The following is a 16,777-nucleotide window of genomic DNA, read 5'->3' as shown; positions in this document are numbered from 1 at the left end:
GTCAAGCTTCAAGGCTTGATTCGTCGGAATCAAGGTTCCCGGCCTGTCGACCGCCCGCAGGAGCAGGCACGGATCGCGAACCTCGCGAGAGCCGCCAATCCACCACCAGCCCACTCAGACCGATCGCGATACAGACCGCAGACAACACCAGCAGCGCCGGATGTGTCTCGCCTCCGATCGCTCCGCCGATCACGACGATTCCGAGCGTGCCCGGCAGCATCCCGACGGCCGTCGCCAGGGCGAACGGGACGAGCCGAACCGCCGACACCCCACACGCGTAGTTCACCAACGAGAACGGCACCGGCGCGATCAGGCGCAGGGAGCCGACGGCCAGCCATCCTCGTCGACGCAGACTCTCGTCCACCGAATCGAGAGCCGAGTGCGACATCCGCGCTGCCACGGCGTCGCGACCGATGGCACGGACCAACAGCAGCGCCAGCATCGCACTGACGGTCGACGCGCCGATGGTGACCGCCAGACCGGTCAGGGGCCCGAACAACACTCCTGCACTGAGCGTGAACAGCGTTCTCGGGACAGGCGCAACGGTCACGATCGCGTGCACACCGAAGAACACGAGCGGAAATGCCGGACCGACGGACGCACCCCAATCACGAATCTGTTCGACACTCGGATGGGGTGCGAACACCGCTACCACAGCGAAGACGGCAATCACCGCCAGCAGCGCGATCAGTCGAACGTCACGCAGGTGCCGGGTCACGAGAGGCCAGCGTACCGGCGTGAGACGACACCTCGTCGCCTCCCGAGTCCGAGAGCCACTGCACGATCGAACGTGAGGTGATCCTCACGATAATGTGCAACTCGGTGGGGTTAGCATCACTTCACGTCGGGCGAAGGACTACCCGGCCGAACCGAGGGAGCAGCACACGTGTCCATCGCGTCGCACGAAGATGCCGCACGCAGCGCTCATGCGGCCTGGCAGAAGGCAGTGGCAGGTGTCCTGGCCAAATCGCGTCGGGTCGAGGTGTCCGATCTGCCGGCCGATGCCGAACACCTACTCGATTCCACGACGTACGACGGGATCACCGTGTCCCCGTTGTACACCGCCTTCGACGAACGACCGGAAGGTCCGCTGCCCGGGCAGTTCCCCTACCTGCGGGGACGCGACCCCCACCGCGACGTCAACGCGGGCTGGAAGGTGTGCACCCGCCACGGCTCGGTTCGGGGCGACGGTGTCGACGACGCGGCGACTGCGAACACCCAGATTCTCGATTCGCTCTCCAACGGCACCAGCGCCCTGTGGTTGACGGTCGGCAACGGTGGCGTCGACCCGACCGCTCTGCCGGAGGTTCTGCGTGGGGTGTTTCTCGAGCTCGCACCGCTGACGATCGATGCGCGCGGGGACGTGTCCGCAGCGGCAGCGGCGGTGTTCGAGGTGCTCGACTCCGCCGATATCGACGAGCGCGCCGCCGTCGACATCCGGCTGGGCGTGTCCACTCTCACAGCCGGGTTGAGCGGAACCGAGTCGATCGAGATGACCGAGGCGCTCGAGCTGGCTCGCAAGTCGATCGGTCGTGCCGAGACGATTCGTGCGATCACGGTCGACGGCACCGTGTTCCACAATCTCGGTGGCAGCGACGCACAGGAGCTCGGTGCGGCGATCGCCGCAGGGCTCGAGTACCTCCGGTCCATGACCGATGCCGGTATCGGCATCGCCGATGCCCTGCGGCAGATCGAGTTCCGGTTCTCGGCCACCGACGACCAGTTCCAGACCATCGCCAAGTTCCGGGCCGCTCGCACGCTGTGGGCGCGCATCGCGCAGGTGTGCGGAGTCCCCGACGCCGGCGACGCTCCTCAGCATGCGGTGACCTCGGAAGCGATGATGTCGCAGCGGGATCCGTGGGTGAACATGCTGCGGACCACGCTGGCGTCGTTCGGAGCGGGAGTGGGCGGTGCCGATTCGGTGACCGTGCTCCCGTTCGATGCGGCACTCGCCGGGGGCGCAGCCGGGGTGTCGAAGACATTCGCGGCCCGTATCGCCCGAAACACCCAGCTGCTGCTGCTCGAAGAAGCGCATCTCGGACGGGTCCTGGATCCCGGTGCCGGGTCCTGGTACATCGAGGAGCTGACGGCAGCGGTCGCGGCGAAGGCCTGGGAGTTCTTCCAGACCATCGAAACGTCCGGAGGTTTCCGCGCCGCCGTCGACGACGGTTCGCTGATGACTGCGATCGAGAAGACCCGCGCCGAACGCGATTCCGACATCGCTCACCGAGTCACCCCGCTGACGGGCGTCAACGAATTTCCCAACCTGGCCGAGGCTCCGCTCGATCCCCAACGAACCGCGCCGCAGGGCTCGACAACGGTGTATCGGTACGGCCGGGCATTCGAGTCGCTGCGAGACCGGTCTGATGCCTATCTGGCCGAGCACGATTCGCGCCCGACGGTGCTCCTGGTGCCGCTGGGCAGCGTCGCCGAACACAATGTCCGAACGACGTTCGCGTCGAACCTGCTGGCGTCGGGCGGAATCGAGGCCGTCGATCCCGGCCCCCTGACCGTCGACGGAATCGCCGGATCGGTAGAGACGTCCGGAGCTCGGATAGCGGTGGTGTGCGGAACCGACAAGCGGTACGCCGACGAGGCCGCCACTGCCGTGGATGCATTGCGGGCCGCAGGCGTCACCCAGGTGCTGCTTGCCGGCCCCGAGAAGATCTTCACCGGCACCGAGGGCACCTCGCGTCCCGACGGATTTCTGACCGCGAAGATCGACGCCGTGGCAGTGCTGACCGAACTTCTCGACACCCTGGGAGCCTCGAAGTGACGACCGACGAGAACCGAATCTCGCACACCATCGGCAGTTTCGCCGACGTGCCACTGGTCGACCCCGACGAGCCGACGCCGACGCCGCCGTCGGCCCAGGACGTCGACGCCCATGTACGGCAGGGCGCGAAGGCCAACTTCTACACGCCCGAGCAGGTGGTGTGGTCCACCCCCGAGGGCATCGACGTCAAGCCGGTGTTCACCGAGGCAGACCGTGCAGCCGCCGAGGCCGAGGGCTACCCGCTGCACAGCTACCCGGGTGCTCCGCCGTTTCTCCGCGGGCCGTACCCGACGATGTACGTCAACCAGCCGTGGACCATCCGCCAGTACGCAGGTTTCTCCACGGCGGCGGAGTCCAACGCGTTCTACCGCCGTAACCTGGCGGCCGGCCAGAAGGGTCTGTCGGTCGCGTTCGACCTGGCCACCCACCGCGGCTACGACTCCGATCACCCCCGAGTGCAAGGTGACGTCGGAATGGCAGGCGTCGCCATCGATTCCATCTACGACATGCGGCAACTGTTCGACGGCATCGACCTCGGTAGCGTGTCGGTCTCGATGACCATGAACGGCGCTGTGCTGCCGATCCTGGCGCTGTACGTCGCGGCCGCCGAGGAGCAGGGCGTCGGGCCGGAGAAACTCGCCGGCACCATCCAGAACGACATTCTCAAAGAGTTCATGGTGCGCAACACCTACATCTATCCGCCGAAACCGTCGATGCGCATCATCTCGGACATCTTCGCGTACACCAGCGAGAAGATGCCCAAGTACAACTCGATCTCCATCTCCGGCTACCACATCCAAGAAGCCGGAGCCACAGCCGATCTCGAACTCGCCTACACCCTCGCGGACGGTGTCGAGTACATCCGGGCCGGTCTGGATGCAGGCATGGACATAGATACCTTCGCACCGCGACTGTCGTTCTTCTGGGCCATCGGAATGAACTTCTTCATGGAGGTCGCCAAGCTGCGTGCCGGGCGTCTGCTGTGGGCCGAGCTCGTGCAGCAGTTCGAGCCCAAAAGCGCCAAATCCCGTTCGCTGCGCACTCATTCGCAGACGTCGGGCTGGTCCTTGACGGCACAGGACGTGTTCAACAACGTTGCCCGCACCTGTGTGGAGGCGATGGCGGCCACCCAGGGGCACACCCAGTCGCTGCACACCAACGCCCTCGACGAGGCACTCGCCCTGCCGACGGACTTCTCGGCGCGCATCGCCCGCAACACCCAGCTGCTCATCGCGCAGGAGTCCAACACCGTGCGCCCGATCGATCCGTGGGGCGGCTCGCATTACGTCGAATGGCTCACCCACCAGCTCGCGAATCGGGCTCGGGCACACATCGCCGAGGTCGAGGAAGCAGGCGGCATGGCTCAGGCCATCGGCGAGGGCATCCCCAAGTTGCGCATCGAGGAGGCTGCGGCCCGCACCCAGGCGCGGATCGACTCCGGCCGTCAACCCCTGGTTGGCGTCAACAAGTACGTTCCCGACGAGCCCGACACCATCGAGGTGCTCAAGGTCGAGAACTCCAAGGTTCGGCGCGAGCAGATAGAGAAGCTCGAGCGGCTGCGGGCCGAACGGGACACCGCCGAGGTCGAGGCAGCCCTGGCGAACCTGACCAGAGCGGCGGCCTCGGACCAGCCGGGGATGGAGAACAACCTGCTGGCTCTCGCCATCGACGCGGCACGCAAGATGGCCACCGTCGGCGAGATCTCCGATGCACTGGAGAAGGTCTACGGGCGCCATCAGGCCGAAATCCGGACAATCAGTGGTGTGTACCGCGACGAGGCAGGCAAATCCGAGAACATCACCCGCGCCACCGCGCTGGTCGAGCAGTTCGTCGAGGACGAGGGCCGTCGGCCTCGCGTCCTGGTGTGCAAGATGGGTCAGGACGGACACGATCGAGGTCAGAAGGTGATTGCCACGGCGTTCGCGGACATCGGCTTCGACGTCGACGTCGGCCCGCTGTTCCAGACCCCCGAGGAGGTGGCCCGGCAGGCCGCCGACAACGACGTGCACGTCGTCGGGGTGTCGTCGCTGGCCGCAGGCCATCTGACGCTGGTGCCCGCCTTGCGACAGGCCTTGGCCGAAGTCGGCCGTGAGGACATCATGATCGTCGTCGGTGGCGTCATCCCGCCCGGTGATTTCGACGAGCTCTACGCGGCGGGCGCTGCGGCGATCTTCCCTCCGGGCACCGTCATCGCCGACGCGGCGATCGGGCTGGTGGAGAAGCTGTCCGTTGCGCTGGGGCACGCACCACGCGAGGCCAACGCCTGAGTATGGGTTCTCCGAACGACAAGACGGGTTCTCCGACCGGTGCACCGTCGCCGAGAGGCCGAACCATCGATATCGACGCGGTGGCCGATTCGGTCCGTGCGAACGAGCGATCCGGGCTGGCGCGTGCCATCACGCTGGTCGAGTCCACTCGCTCGGATCATCGTGATCTGGCTCAGCAGTTGCTTCTTCGGGTTCTGCCCGATGCGGGTGGTTCCCATCGCGTCGGTATCACCGGCGTGCCGGGGGTCGGCAAGTCGACCTTCATCGACGCGCTGGGGATGCGCTTGATCGAGAAGGGGCACCGGGTCGCGGTGCTCGCCGTCGATCCGTCGTCGACGCGTACCGGTGGTTCGATCCTGGGTGACAAGACCCGGATGTCGCGTCTCGCGGTGCAGGAGAACGCATACATTCGGCCGTCTCCGACCTCGGGAACCCTGGGTGGTGTCGCACGTGCGACGAGGGAGACGATCGTGCTCCTCGAAGCGGCAGGCTTCGACGTCATTCTGGTGGAGACGGTGGGCGTCGGGCAGTCCGAGGTGACGGTCGCGAACATGGTCGACTGCTTCACGTTCCTGACGCTCGCGCGTACCGGAGATCAGTTGCAGGGCATCAAGAAGGGCGTTCTCGAACTCGCCGATCTGGTTGCCGTCAACAAGGCCGACGGCAAGCACGCGACCGACGCGAAGAACGCGGCGCGGGAATTGGCGGGCGCGCTGCGGCTGATCTATCCGCACGATGCGATCTGGAAGCCCCCGGTGTTGACCATGAGCGCCATCGAGGGCACCGGACTCGACGAGTACTGGGACACCGTGCTGCGCCATCAGCAAGTGCTCAGTGACGCAGGCGAATTCGCGGAGAAGCGTCGCAAGCAGCAGGTCGATTGGACGTGGACGATGGTCAACGACCAACTGCTGCGCCGGCTGGCGCAGAACCCGTCCGTCAAGGCCATCCGCGGCGACGTCGAAGCCCGGGTACGCGACGGTTCTCTGACGGCCGCGCTGGCCGCCCAGGAGCTACTCGACGCGTTCGACTCCTGAATCTGCCCCGGCGGCCGGGAGCGCGGGATAGAGCCGGTCGGCAAGAGCTCCGACGCGTTCGATGAGTCGATCGAAGAATGCCTCGGGATCGGTGTGTGTTGCGATCGCCGCATTGGGGGCCTTGCCCCACATACCGCGCCAGTCCGCGACCGTCGTTCCGCGCGTGAGGGTTCCGACGAGTTCGACGTCGACGGTCGCATGACGGTAGGTGGCGATATCGGCATCCAGTGCGACGGCCGCCGCGAAGGGGTCGTGCATGTGCGCCAAGAATCCCTGATCGTGATCGCGATGGAATTCCATGTAGAACCGCACCGCATCGGAGAAGTGCCGCACGATCGGGTTCGACGCCGTCGATCGAACACCCGGTGCGTCGTCGGGCGAGATCACCTCGGGCGGAAGGCTCCGCGCTCGCGCTGCCAGCCGTCGGATGTGATCGGGGGTCATTTCGATGGTCTCGGTGATGTCGAGCGCGCAGACGATGGGATGTCGTTCCGGCGGTAGTCCGGAGAAGGCTGCGAACACTTCCGCTGCGGCCTCGGGGTCGACGGCGATGTTCCATTCGGTAGTCGGTGTCGTGTTGCCCTGGTGCTGAAATGCGCCGCCCATCAACACCAGTCGCTTCAGCAGTCGAGGTAGCTCGGGATCCCGACGGATCGCCAGCGCGAGATTGGTCAGCGGACCGGTGACCAGTCCGGTGATCTCACCCGGTCGCGAACGAACCAGCTCCACCCACATCGTGGTGGCGTCCCGGCCGGACAGCGACCGCGTGGACACCGGAAGCTCCGCGTACCCGATGCCTTGCGGGCCGTGGGTGTCCTCGGTGGTCATCAGCGGCGCCACGAGGGGTACCTGTGCGCCGAGCGAGACCTCGACGTCACCCGCGCGGCACAGGTCGAGCCAGGCGAGATTGTTCGCAGCAACCTGGTTCACCGGCACATTGCCCGCGGTGGATGCGATACCGAGGATCTCGGCATCGTCGCTGGCCAGCAGGTACAGCAAGGCGAGAGAATCGTCGATTCCGGTGTCGACGTCGACGATCATGGGGACGGTCACGATGCGACCTCGGTCGTCGGGGTGTGCCGCACCGGGAAGTTGACCGATCGCGCGATGAAGCACTTCGACGACGCAGACGCGTGCAGTTTCTCGGCGCGCGGCACCATCGACGGGTCGACAACGGTCACGACCGGAGCCAGGGTGACCTCGACGAACTGACCCGAACCATCGGATTGTTCGGTCATCACTCCGGTGGGGGAGTCGGTGTATTCGGTGACCACCACTCCGGATGCGGCCGCGAGTCCGAGGTACCAGAGCATGTGGCAACTGGACAGCGAGGCGACGAGCATCTCCTCGGGATTCCAGCGTTCGGGATTGCCGCGGAAGCTCGGATCGGAGCTCGCGTGCAGGTCGGGTTTCCCGGGTGCCGACACGATGTGATCGCGGTCGTAGGCTTCGGCACCGGTGGTCCCAGCACCGCGGTTGCCCGTCCAGTTCAGCGTGAGTCCGTAATCGTGGTTCGGCACTGGTCCATCGTGCCAGTACCCGCCCGTTCGGTGACAATCCGCCGCGGAAACCGTTGTCCGCATTGACCGTAATGCCTCGATTGCCAAAGCGGTGTGGCACATTCGTCGTTGCGCGCGTTCACCTGGGCATTCGCCCGAGTGTGTGCGTCGATCTGCACAGCGGTCGTTTGAAAACGAATCGTTTGTCTGGCTAACGTTGAACGAATGACATCAGTGCCCAGTCTCGAACCCGGCCGAGAGCAGGCCACATGGGGACGCCGCCACGTCCAGCATCTTCGCCGCGTTGCGTTCTCGAAACGGATGCGCACGAAGCCGGCGCTCTCGGAGGAGGGCATCACTGTGGTCGATCAGCCGATGCTCAAGCGCGCCGTCTCGGCAGCTGCTCTCGGCAACACGATGGAGTGGTTCGACTTCGGTGTGTACGGCTATCTGGCGGCAACGTTGGGCAAGGTGTTCTATCCCGATGCCACGCCTGCGGTGCAACTCATCTCGACGTTCGCCACGTTCGCGGCAGCGTTCGTCGTTCGTCCGCTCGGCGGCCTGTTCTTCGGGCCGCTCGGTGACCGGATCGGTCGGCAGAAGGTATTGGCCGCCACCATGATCATGATGGCGATCGGCACTCTGGCTGTCGGCCTCATCCCCAGTTACGCGACCATCGGCATCTGGGCACCGATTCTGCTGCTCGTCGCCCGCTTGGTCCAAGGCTTCTCCACCGGTGGTGAATACGGCGGTGCAACGACGTTCATCGCAGAATATTCACCCGACAAGCGGCGCGGGTTCCTCGGAAGTTGGCTCGACTTCGGCACCTTCGTCGGTTACGCGATGGGCTCGGGCCTGGTGACGATCCTCAACGCGGTGTTGGGCGACGCCACCATGATCGAATGGGGTTGGCGCATACCGTTCTTCGTCGCGGGTCCGATGGGGCTGATCGGGCTGTACCTGCGGCTCAAGCTGGAAGATACGCCCGCGTTCCGCAAGCAACTCGACGAACACGACAACAAGGTCAAGGCGCAGGAGAGCGGCCGGAGGTCGATCGGGAAGATCTTCACCGATCATTGGCGGGCGCTGTTGATCTGCATGGGAATCGTGTTGTTGTACAACGTGACCAACTACATGGTGACGTCATATCTACCCACGTACTTCACCGAGGTCGTCGGTCGAAGTCAGCTCAGTGCGGACTTGCTCGTCCTGTCGGCGATGGTCGTCGTGGTGAGCGTCATCGTGGGTGTCGGCAGGCTCACCGACCGAATCGGCCGCAAACCGGTGTTCGTCTTCGGTGCCGTCGGGCAGATCGTTCTCGCGGTGCCCTGCTTCTTGCTGCTGCGCAGTAGCGGGTGGTTGGGTCCGCTGATCGCGTGCTTGCTCCTCGGCCTCGTTCTGGCCTGTTTCGCGGCGCCGAGCGCATCGACGCTACCGGCCCTGTTTCCCACCCGGATTCGTTACGCGGCGCTGTCGATCGGCTTCAACCTGTCCGTGTCGATCTTCGGGGGTACGACGCCGTTGGTGACCTCGGCGTTGGTCAGCTCGACCGGTAGCCCGATGATCCCTGCGTACTACCTCGTCGTGAGCGGTCTCGTCGGCCTCGTCGCCGTCGGATTCCTGCGCGAGTCCGCCACCCAACCTCTGGAAGGCTCACCGCCTCAGGTCGACTCGACCGAGGAAGCCAAGGAGCTCTATTCCGAGGCAGCGGCGACCGCCGGACGCCACTGATCCGGCCTCGGCTCGCCTTCACCCCCAGGTTGCCTCATCGGTGCCCCACGGGCGTGCGGGAAACGGGTAGTCGGCATGATCGTCGAAAACCGGCCGTGCTGTCGTGACACGCCCGTGGGTCACGACACAGTCGGGCGGCGGCGTCGCCCGAGGGCCGTGATGCGGATCCCGCCCTGGTAGTTGCAGTAGCCATGCGGCCGTCCGGGCCAACGACACCTCGACGGAGGCGGTCGAACCCGTTCTGTTCGCGCGATCGGCCAGCTCGCCGACGATCCCTGCGGCCAGTAGATACCCGCTGGCGTGGTCCAGCGCCTGGGCCGGCAGGTGCCCGGGTTCTCCACCACTGCCTTCGAGTACCGAGATGCCGGTGGCAGCCTGGACGAGACTGTCGAAGCCCCGCCGATCCGACCATGGTCCGTGGGTACTCCACGCACTGACCCGTCCATGCAGGACGTCCGCTCGGTGTTCTAGTCCGAACCGTGCGAGAGCGCCCGGGCGGTACCCGGTGACCAAGACATCGGCGGACTCGAGCAGTCGGTTCATCACTGCACGCCCTTCACGCGTGTTCAGGTCCACCGTCGCCGAACGCTTCCCCTGACCGTTTTCCATGTGCTGCCAGCTGATCTCGGGGCGGTGGGGCGGATCCACGCGGAGCACCTCGGCACCGAACAGGGCGAGCGCGCGGGTGGCCACCGGTCCGGCGATGACGCGGGTCAGGTCCAACACCCGGACCCCGGCCAGCGGAGCAGCGGTAGTCCCTCGGAATCGGGGAACTCGACATGTGTCGGAGCCCGTGTCGTTCGAGCGTGCAATCACCGGACCGGACTCGGCTGCACCACCTGCGGGCTCGGCGGGCCACTGGTCTTCGGTGCGGACCCGCACTGCGAGAGCGCCGTTCTGTGCGCACGACCATTCGAGCTCGACAGCGGTGATCCCCGCCACCCGCTCCGCGAATTCTTCAGTGCCGCAATCTTCGTCGAGACCGACCGTCTCGAGCAGCGCAGTCCGGTGGTGCGGATAGTTCGCGTGAGTTCTCACCCAGCCGTCGGACACGCGGAAGAAGCCGGACAGATCTGCGAACGGCTGCACCGGTGCACCGTCGAGGCGCACCATCGAGTCCCCCATGAACGATGCTGCTATCCGCTCCGCCGATGCCGTCGGGACCGCGCCGGTCGAAGACGGTTCGAGAACACCCCTCAGCCTGCCGACTGCGGTACCCAGGGCACCGACCGATTCGGCAGCGATGGTCGCCACCGGCAGTGTCGCCGCGAGCCAAGCACTCACGGGTGCGGGCACCGCGCCGAGGGGACTGCCGTTCCCGACATCAACTGCGCTTGGCCCAGATCTCCATACCGGCAGCATTGAGACGGTCCACGAGGACGTCGCCGATCGCAGTGGCCGGAGTGAGGACTCCGCTGGCCTTCGGCAGGGCGTCACCGCCGTGCACGAGTGCGAGTGCCGACTCGGCCAGCATGACTGCGGTGGCCTTGTAGCCGGGATCTCCCGAGGCCTTGACCCGGGCCCGGTAGCGAGCCCCCGATGTGGTGAGGGTGTACAGGTCGACCGTGAAATGTCCCTTCTCGCGGGCTTTTTCACTGGGGCCGGTGCCCGGCTTGGGCAGAATGCGATCGAGCACCTTGCCCGGAAGCACGGTCATCGCGGACACGCCGACGAAAAGCCCAGCCGACAGAGCACCGGCGAGGACGGGGCTGGCGAACGACGAGCCGACACTCATCACCTCGCTGTAGCGGAACTGCTTTCCGTAGGCCCAGTCGCGAAGTGCGTTGGTCCGCCGGACGACTCGTGTGTTGTACGAGGCCATCACGAACGGTGCTTTCCAACCGCGCAGGCTCGGGTCGATCTTCTTGCCGTCGATCAGTACGGTGTCGAGTTGGCGACCGAGTTGCGGCTCGAGACCGCGATCGGGACTGAGCGAGTACGGCCGCGCGGCGATGCGTCGGGCCCGCTTGTCTTTCTTCATCGCCTCGATCTGCCCTCGCAGCGAGTCGATGGTGCCACCGCTGACCCCACCGGACATCGACGTGACCACCAGGGTCGTGTCGGTCAGCTCACCGGCGTTGTCCGCGGTGACGGCCTCGTACAGGGCGTGTACGCCGATGTCGGACGGGATGGAATCGAAGCCGCACGAGTGGACGATGCGGGCCCCGGTGCGCTGAGCGATCTCGTGATTGGTGTCGATGCTCTCGCGAGCGAACAGCACCTCGCCGGTGAGGTCGACGTAATCCGTCCCGGCCTCGGCGCACGCCGTCGCCAATTCCAGGCCGTACTTGGCGTAGGGGCCGACCGTGGTGATGACGACGCGGGTCGATCGGGCCATGGCCTCGAGCGATGCGACGTCGGTGGCGTCGGCCTCGAGAACGGACCATTGCTGAGCCCTCGAGCCCAGGTCGTTCCTGGCGGCCTCCACCCGCGCCGTCGAGCGCCCGGCGAGGGCGATCCGGGTGTCGGCCGGTGCATGCTCGGCGAGGTATTTCGCCGTCAGTTTCCCGACGAAGCCGGTGACGCCGTAGACGACGATGTCGTGAGTGCGATCGGGGCCGACGGTCGAGTCGGATGCTGGCGAGTTCATACCAGCGACACTAACGCGGGTCACCCCCGTGAGTCGACGCGCCGTCAGTTCGTCCAGGTGTGCACGGGTTCTCCGGCGTTCATGAGGGTGACGTAGTCGCCGAGCATTCCGGCGAGGGCGCGATCGCGCTTCTCACCGGCGCGTTCACGGGCGACGACGGCGTTGCGCTGCCACACCGAGCCGGACTGCTTGGCCAGGCACCGCGCTTCGATCACCCCGAGATAGCGGTCGCGGACCGGCGCGTCGACGCCGTAGGCGGCCAGTCCGGCGTCGGCCAGTGGCAGCAGCCGGCGCAACACCAGTTCCTGCGGACTCACCCAGCCCACCTCGGGCCAGTAGAGCATCGAATCGAACCCGCCGCGGGCGGCGGAGTGCACGTTCTCCTCGGCCGCGTCGAACGACATCTGGGACCACAGCGGGCGGTCTGCAACGGCCAGTGCGCGGACGGTTCCGTAGTAGAACGCCGCGTCGGCGAGGGTGTCCACCACCGACGGTCCGGCCGGGAGCACACGATTCTCGAGCCGAATGTGGTGGCCGTCGCCGGACCGGTCGTAGATCGGTCGGTTCCACCGGTAGACGGTTCCGTTGTGCATGCGCAGTTCGGACAGTGACGGTGTCTTGCCCTCGGCCAGCGCAGCTTTGGGGTCCTCTTCGCTGCAGACGGGAAGCAACGCAGGGAAGTAGCGCGAATTCTCCTCGAACAGATCGAAGATCGAGGTGATCCACCGTTCGCCGAACCACACCCGTGGTCGGACTCCCTGATTCTTGAGCTCCTGCGGCCTGGTGTCGGTGGCCTGCTCGAACAACGGGATACGAGTCTCGTGCCACAGCGCGCGACCGGCGAAGAACGGCGAGTTGGCGGCGAGCGCCACCTGTACGCCCGAAAGAGCTTGCGCTGCATTCCAATACGATGCGAACTCGTCCGGAGCCACCTGCAGGTGGAGCTGAACCGAAGTGCAGGCTGCCTCGGGCAGGATCGTGTCTGTCACGATGTCGAGGTCCTCGGCGGCAGCGGCACCGGGCAGCCGCACTCCACCGATCTTCAGTTCGATGTCTTCACCGCGCGCGGCGAAGATCTGTTGATTGAGCAGGTCGTAGCGCGGATTCGCCGAGAGCCACCGATGCTCGAAGTGTTCCTCGTCCAGAGTCGGGAGCATGCCGATCATGGCCAGACGGCTACCGGAGGTGCGGGCGCGTTCGTCCGCCGCATTCAGCGATCTGCGCAGGTCCGTCTCCAACTCGGCGATCGACGCACCGCGCAGTGGCCGAGGGTCGACGTTGATCTCGATGTTGAACTGTCCGAGCTCGGTTTGATAGTCGGGGTCGGCGATGGCGTCGAGCACGGCGGCGTTGGCCATCGACGGCTCCATGTCGTCGTCGACGAGATTGAGCTCGATCTCCATGCCGATCTGCGGTTCACCGACGTGGAAGGTCTCGTCGGCCAACATGACCGCCAGGGCGTCGAGACAGTCCTGGACCTTCTGGCGGAACTCGTGCCGATCCTGCCTGGTGAACTTACGGCGCTCGACGTCCTCGCCCATGGTGACCGCCTATCGGTGCGTGAAGATGGGCCGTTCGCTCACGCGCAACGACTTCGAGTTACGAGTATCGCAGTACGCGTTCGCCGAGGGGGACGCACGCGAAAATCACCAGGGTGAGGGCTGATAATCCTTGAGGAACGAGCCGTACAGATCGTTTCCGAGCTCTCCCTGCACGATCGGGTCGTACACCCGCGCGGCCCCGTCCACCAGGTCGAGTGGAGCATGGAAACCCTCGTCGGCGAGCCGCATCTTGGTGGGGTGCGGCCGTTCGTCGGTGATCCAGCCGGTGTCGACGGCGGTCATCAAGATTCTGCTGTCGAGCATCTCCTTCGCGCTGGTGCGCGTCAGCATGTTCAACGCGGCCTTGGCCATGTTGGTGTGGGGATGGCCCGGCCCCTTGTATGCGCGGCCGAACTGGCCCTCCATGGCAGAGACGTTGACGACGTACTTTCGTCGAGCGTCGGAGGCCTCCATCGCGGTGCGGAGCCGCGAGACCAGGATGAAGGGTGCGACGGAATTGCAGAGCTGCACCTCGAGCAGTTCCACCGGGTCGACCTGCTCGACGGTGTGGATCCAGCTGTTGGTCTCGGCGAGATCGGGTACCAGACCCCCGGCGTCGATGGCGAGCCCGCTCTCGATCCTCTCGGCCGTGACCGAGCCGGCGACCATGGCGAGGGAGGCCACGTCGTCCGCGCTCAGGGCAGCAGTCGATCGGCCGCCGATCGCCGTGGCGGGTAACGAACTCGCCAGTGACGCGGGGTGCGCATCGCTGGTCTTGCCGAACGTGATGCGCTGCGGTCCTGCCCCCTCGGTCAGGGCGGCGGGCAATGGTTCGGCTTCCGCATCGGCCAGTGCACTGTAGGAACCGGGGGAGCGTTTGACGGTCTGTGCGGCGTTGTTGATCAGGATGTCCAGAGGCCCCTCGGCGGCGACGGAGTCGGCAAGTGCCACCACCTGAGCCGGATCGCGAAGATCGATACCGACGACGCGCAGACGGTGCAGCCACTGATCGCTGTCGTCCATCGCTGCGAAGCGACGTACGGCATCGTTGGGGAAGCGAGTGGTGATCGTGGTGTGAGCACCGTCGCGGAGCAGTCGAAGAGCGATGTACATGCCGATCTTCGCTCGCCCGCCGGTCAGCAACGCCCGACGTCCGGACAGGTCGGTTCGAGCGTTGCGCTTGCCGCGATTGAGCGTCGCGCACTCCGGGCACAGCTGGTGATAGAACGAGTCGACGTGGGTGTAGCGCTGCTTGCAGATGTAGCAGGGGCGGGCCTTGATCAGCGTGCCCGCGATGTCTCCCTCGGCGCGGGAGGTGAGGGAGAGGCCTGCTGTCTCGTCGTCGATCCGGTCCGGGGATCCTGTTGCGGTGGCGGCGACGACGGCGCGGTCGGCCGCGTTGACAGCGTTGCGTGCCGCGACGCGTCGAGCACGCTTGAGGTCCTTGAACATGGCACCGGAGGCGCGCTGGACAGCGATCGAATCGGGATGGTTCTTGTCCAGCTCGGCCGCCTGCTTCAGCACGCGCAGGCACGTCTCGAGATCGGTCGGGTCGATCGCGTTCATCGTCGGTCTCCTAGCATCGGCCCCTTCGAGCCGAAGGGAGCGAGTGCAGAACGAAAAAGACCCCGATTCCGAAGAATCAGGGTCCGTTTCGTCTGTCTCAACTCAGATCTGTGAAAATTTCTGTCTGGCTACATCTTTCAGACGGTGTCCGAGGGGGGACTTGAACCCCCACGTCCGTTAATAGGACACTAGCACCTCAAGCTAGCGCGTCTGCCATTCCGCCACTCGGACAAGTGCGACCGCTGCCGCATATTCTTTTGTTGCTTTCACAGCCGGCCGCTGTGTGCTGCGTAAGATTATCCGACGGGTTCCCGATAACCCAAATCCCCACGTCAGTTCGTCCTCGAGGCCGTTTCTCATGGTGCCCGGAGCGGATTCTGGTGGTAGGAACGACGTGTGCCCAACGATGTGAGCAATCCCGGAAACCCGACCGATATCGACGCCACCGTTGCCCTCGACGAGGTCGTGGATCTCGTCAGTTCCCTCATCCGGTTCGACACCTCGAACACGGGGGAGCTCGACACCACGGTCGGCGAGAAGGAATGTGCCGAGTGGGTGGCGAGCAAACTCGAGGAAGTGGGCTACGAGACGGAGTACGTCGAGTCCGGGGCCCCCGGTCGAGGAAACGTGTTCGCCTGGCTGCGCGGATCGGACTCCTCTCGCGGCGCGCTGCTGCTCCACGGACACCTGGACGTCGTGCCGGCCGAGCCCGCCGACTGGAGCGTGCATCCGTTCTCCGGGGCCGTCGAGGACGGGTACGTGTGGGGCCGGGGCGCGGTGGACATGAAGGACATGGTCGGCATGGCCCTGGCGCTGGCCCGACAGTTCAAGTCCAACGGAACCGTCCCACCGCGCGACATCCTGTTCGCGTTCCTGGCGGACGAGGAGGCAGGTGGCAAGTACGGATCGCACTGGTTGGTCGACAACCGACCGGACCTGTTCGAGGGCGTCACCGAGGCAGTCGGCGAGGTCGGCGGTTTCTCCCTGACCGTCCCCCGCCCGGACGGCACCGAGAAGCGGCTCTACATGGTCGAGACGGCGGAGAAGAGCCTGGCGTGGATGCGGCTGACGGCGAAGGCGCGAGCCGGGCACGGATCGTTTCTGCACGACGACAACGCCGTGACGTACCTGGCCGAAGCAGTGGCGAAACTGGGCAATCACACGTTCCCGCTGGTGCTCACCGAGTCGGTCTCGCAGTTTCTGCAGGCGGTCTCGGAGGAATCCGGGCTCGATTTCGATCCGACGTCACCGGACATCGACGGCACCCTGCTCAAGCTCGGCAGCATCGCCCGCATCGTCGGAGCGACCCTGCGCGACACAGCGAACCCGACGATGCTCTCGGCCGGCTACAAGGCCAACGTGATTCCGCAGACGGCGACGGCAGTGGTGGACTGCCGAGTGCTGCCGGGGCGGCAGGCGGCCTTCGAGAAGGAGGTCGACGAGTTGATCGGCCCGAACGTCGAACGCGAGTGGATCACGAAACTGGAACCGTACGAGACCACTTTCGACGGTGATCTCGTCGATGCGATGAACGACGCAGTGTTGGCACACGATCCGAACGGTCGAACCGTTCCCTACATGCTCTCCGGTGGAACCGACGCAAAAGCATTCGCGCGCATCGGTATTCGCTGTTTCGGCTTCGCTCCGCTGAAGTTGCCGCCGGAACTGGATTTCGCGGCGTTGTTTCACGGCATCGACGAACGAGTACCCGTGGAATCGTTGGAGTTCGGTACACAGGTACTCGAACACTTCTTGCTGCACAGCTGATAC

General features: G+C 65.6%; 12 protein-coding genes and 1 tRNA gene. 5 read left to right on the top strand and 8 right to left on the bottom strand.

Features of this window, described 5'->3' with window-relative positions; all coding sequences use genetic code 11:
• Position 1: 1 nt before the first annotated feature.
• Positions 2-718: a TVP38/TMEM64 family protein gene (locus CH306_RS21780; protein ID WP_094647930.1), complete on the bottom strand. Its 717-nt coding sequence runs from the start codon at positions 716-718 to the stop codon at positions 2-4.
• Positions 719-886: 168 nt separating this feature from the next.
• On the opposite strand from CH306_RS21780, the gene mutA reads away from it, so the two are divergent.
• From mutA to meaB, 3 genes are read left to right on the top strand one after another with little or no spacing between them, the layout of a single operon-like run.
• Complete coding sequence (gene mutA, locus CH306_RS21775; RefSeq protein ID WP_094647929.1) at positions 887-2,776, top strand: methylmalonyl-CoA mutase small subunit; 1,890 nt, start codon at positions 887-889, stop codon at positions 2,774-2,776.
• The gene (scpA, locus tag CH306_RS21770; RefSeq protein WP_094647928.1) at positions 2,773-5,043 is read left to right on the top strand and encodes a methylmalonyl-CoA mutase; all 2,271 of its coding nucleotides are present in this window, start codon (positions 2,773-2,775) and stop codon (positions 5,041-5,043) included. The genes mutA and scpA overlap by 4 nt, the downstream gene beginning before the upstream one ends.
• Positions 5,044-5,045: 2 nt before the next feature.
• Positions 5,046-6,080, top strand: a complete 1,035-nt coding sequence (gene meaB, locus CH306_RS21765) for a methylmalonyl Co-A mutase-associated GTPase MeaB (RefSeq protein WP_094630001.1) — start codon at positions 5,046-5,048, stop codon at positions 6,078-6,080.
• Here meaB and CH306_RS21760 read toward each other — a convergent pair.
• Together CH306_RS21760 and CH306_RS21755 are read right to left on the bottom strand one after the other, a co-directional pair.
• Positions 6,057-7,121: a nucleoside hydrolase gene (locus tag CH306_RS21760; protein WP_256980571.1), complete on the bottom strand. Its 1,065-nt coding sequence runs from the start codon at positions 7,119-7,121 to the stop codon at positions 6,057-6,059. The two genes, meaB and CH306_RS21760, sit on opposite strands and share 24 nt — an antisense overlap.
• An 8-nt stretch (positions 7,122-7,129) precedes the next feature.
• Positions 7,130-7,600: an OsmC family protein gene (locus CH306_RS21755; protein WP_256980545.1), complete on the bottom strand. Its 471-nt coding sequence runs from the start codon at positions 7,598-7,600 to the stop codon at positions 7,130-7,132.
• Between the two features lie 300 nt (positions 7,601-7,900).
• Between CH306_RS21755 and proP the strand changes: the two genes are divergently transcribed.
• Complete coding sequence (gene proP, locus CH306_RS21750; RefSeq protein WP_373453532.1) at positions 7,901-9,310, top strand: glycine betaine/L-proline transporter ProP; 1,410 nt, start codon at positions 7,901-7,903, stop codon at positions 9,308-9,310.
• 18 nt (positions 9,311-9,328) lie between these two features.
• Here proP and CH306_RS21745 read toward each other — a convergent pair whose 3' ends face one another.
• From CH306_RS21745 to CH306_RS21725, 5 genes are all read right to left on the bottom strand, one after another.
• The gene (locus CH306_RS21745) at positions 9,329-10,594 is read right to left on the bottom strand and encodes a CoA transferase (protein ID WP_256980544.1); all 1,266 of its coding nucleotides are present in this window, start codon (positions 10,592-10,594) and stop codon (positions 9,329-9,331) included.
• Positions 10,595-10,634: 40 nt separating this feature from the next.
• Entirely contained in the window at positions 10,635-11,900 is a 1,266-nt protein-coding gene (locus CH306_RS21740) for a saccharopine dehydrogenase family protein (protein WP_094647925.1), read from the bottom strand.
• A 44-nt stretch (positions 11,901-11,944) separates the two neighbouring features.
• Positions 11,945-13,441 carry a glutamate-cysteine ligase family protein gene (locus CH306_RS21735; RefSeq protein ID WP_094647924.1) on the bottom strand — a complete coding sequence of 499 codons (1,497 nt, stop codon included), beginning with the start codon at positions 13,439-13,441 and terminating at the stop codon, positions 11,945-11,947.
• A 105-nt stretch (positions 13,442-13,546) separates the two neighbouring features.
• Positions 13,547-15,007 (bottom strand): SDR family NAD(P)-dependent oxidoreductase, encoded by a 1,461-nt coding sequence (locus tag CH306_RS21730; RefSeq protein ID WP_094629997.1) that lies wholly within the window; start codon positions 15,005-15,007, stop codon positions 13,547-13,549.
• Between the two features lie 145 nt (positions 15,008-15,152).
• Positions 15,153-15,238 (bottom strand) — tRNA-Leu (locus tag CH306_RS21725).
• A gap of 204 nt (positions 15,239-15,442) precedes the next feature.
• On the opposite strand from CH306_RS21725, the gene CH306_RS21720 reads away from it, so the two are divergent.
• The gene (locus tag CH306_RS21720) at positions 15,443-16,774 is read left to right on the top strand and encodes a M20/M25/M40 family metallo-hydrolase (protein ID WP_094630096.1); all 1,332 of its coding nucleotides are present in this window, start codon (positions 15,443-15,445) and stop codon (positions 16,772-16,774) included.
• Positions 16,775-16,777 lie beyond the last annotated feature (3 nt).

Source organism: Rhodococcus sp. 15-725-2-2b (genome assembly GCF_002259075.1).
GTDB lineage: Bacteria > Actinomycetota > Actinomycetes > Mycobacteriales > Mycobacteriaceae > Rhodococcoides.
The sequence above is the reverse complement of the archived record's forward strand: the minus strand, read 5'-3'. Positions and strand labels throughout refer to the sequence as shown.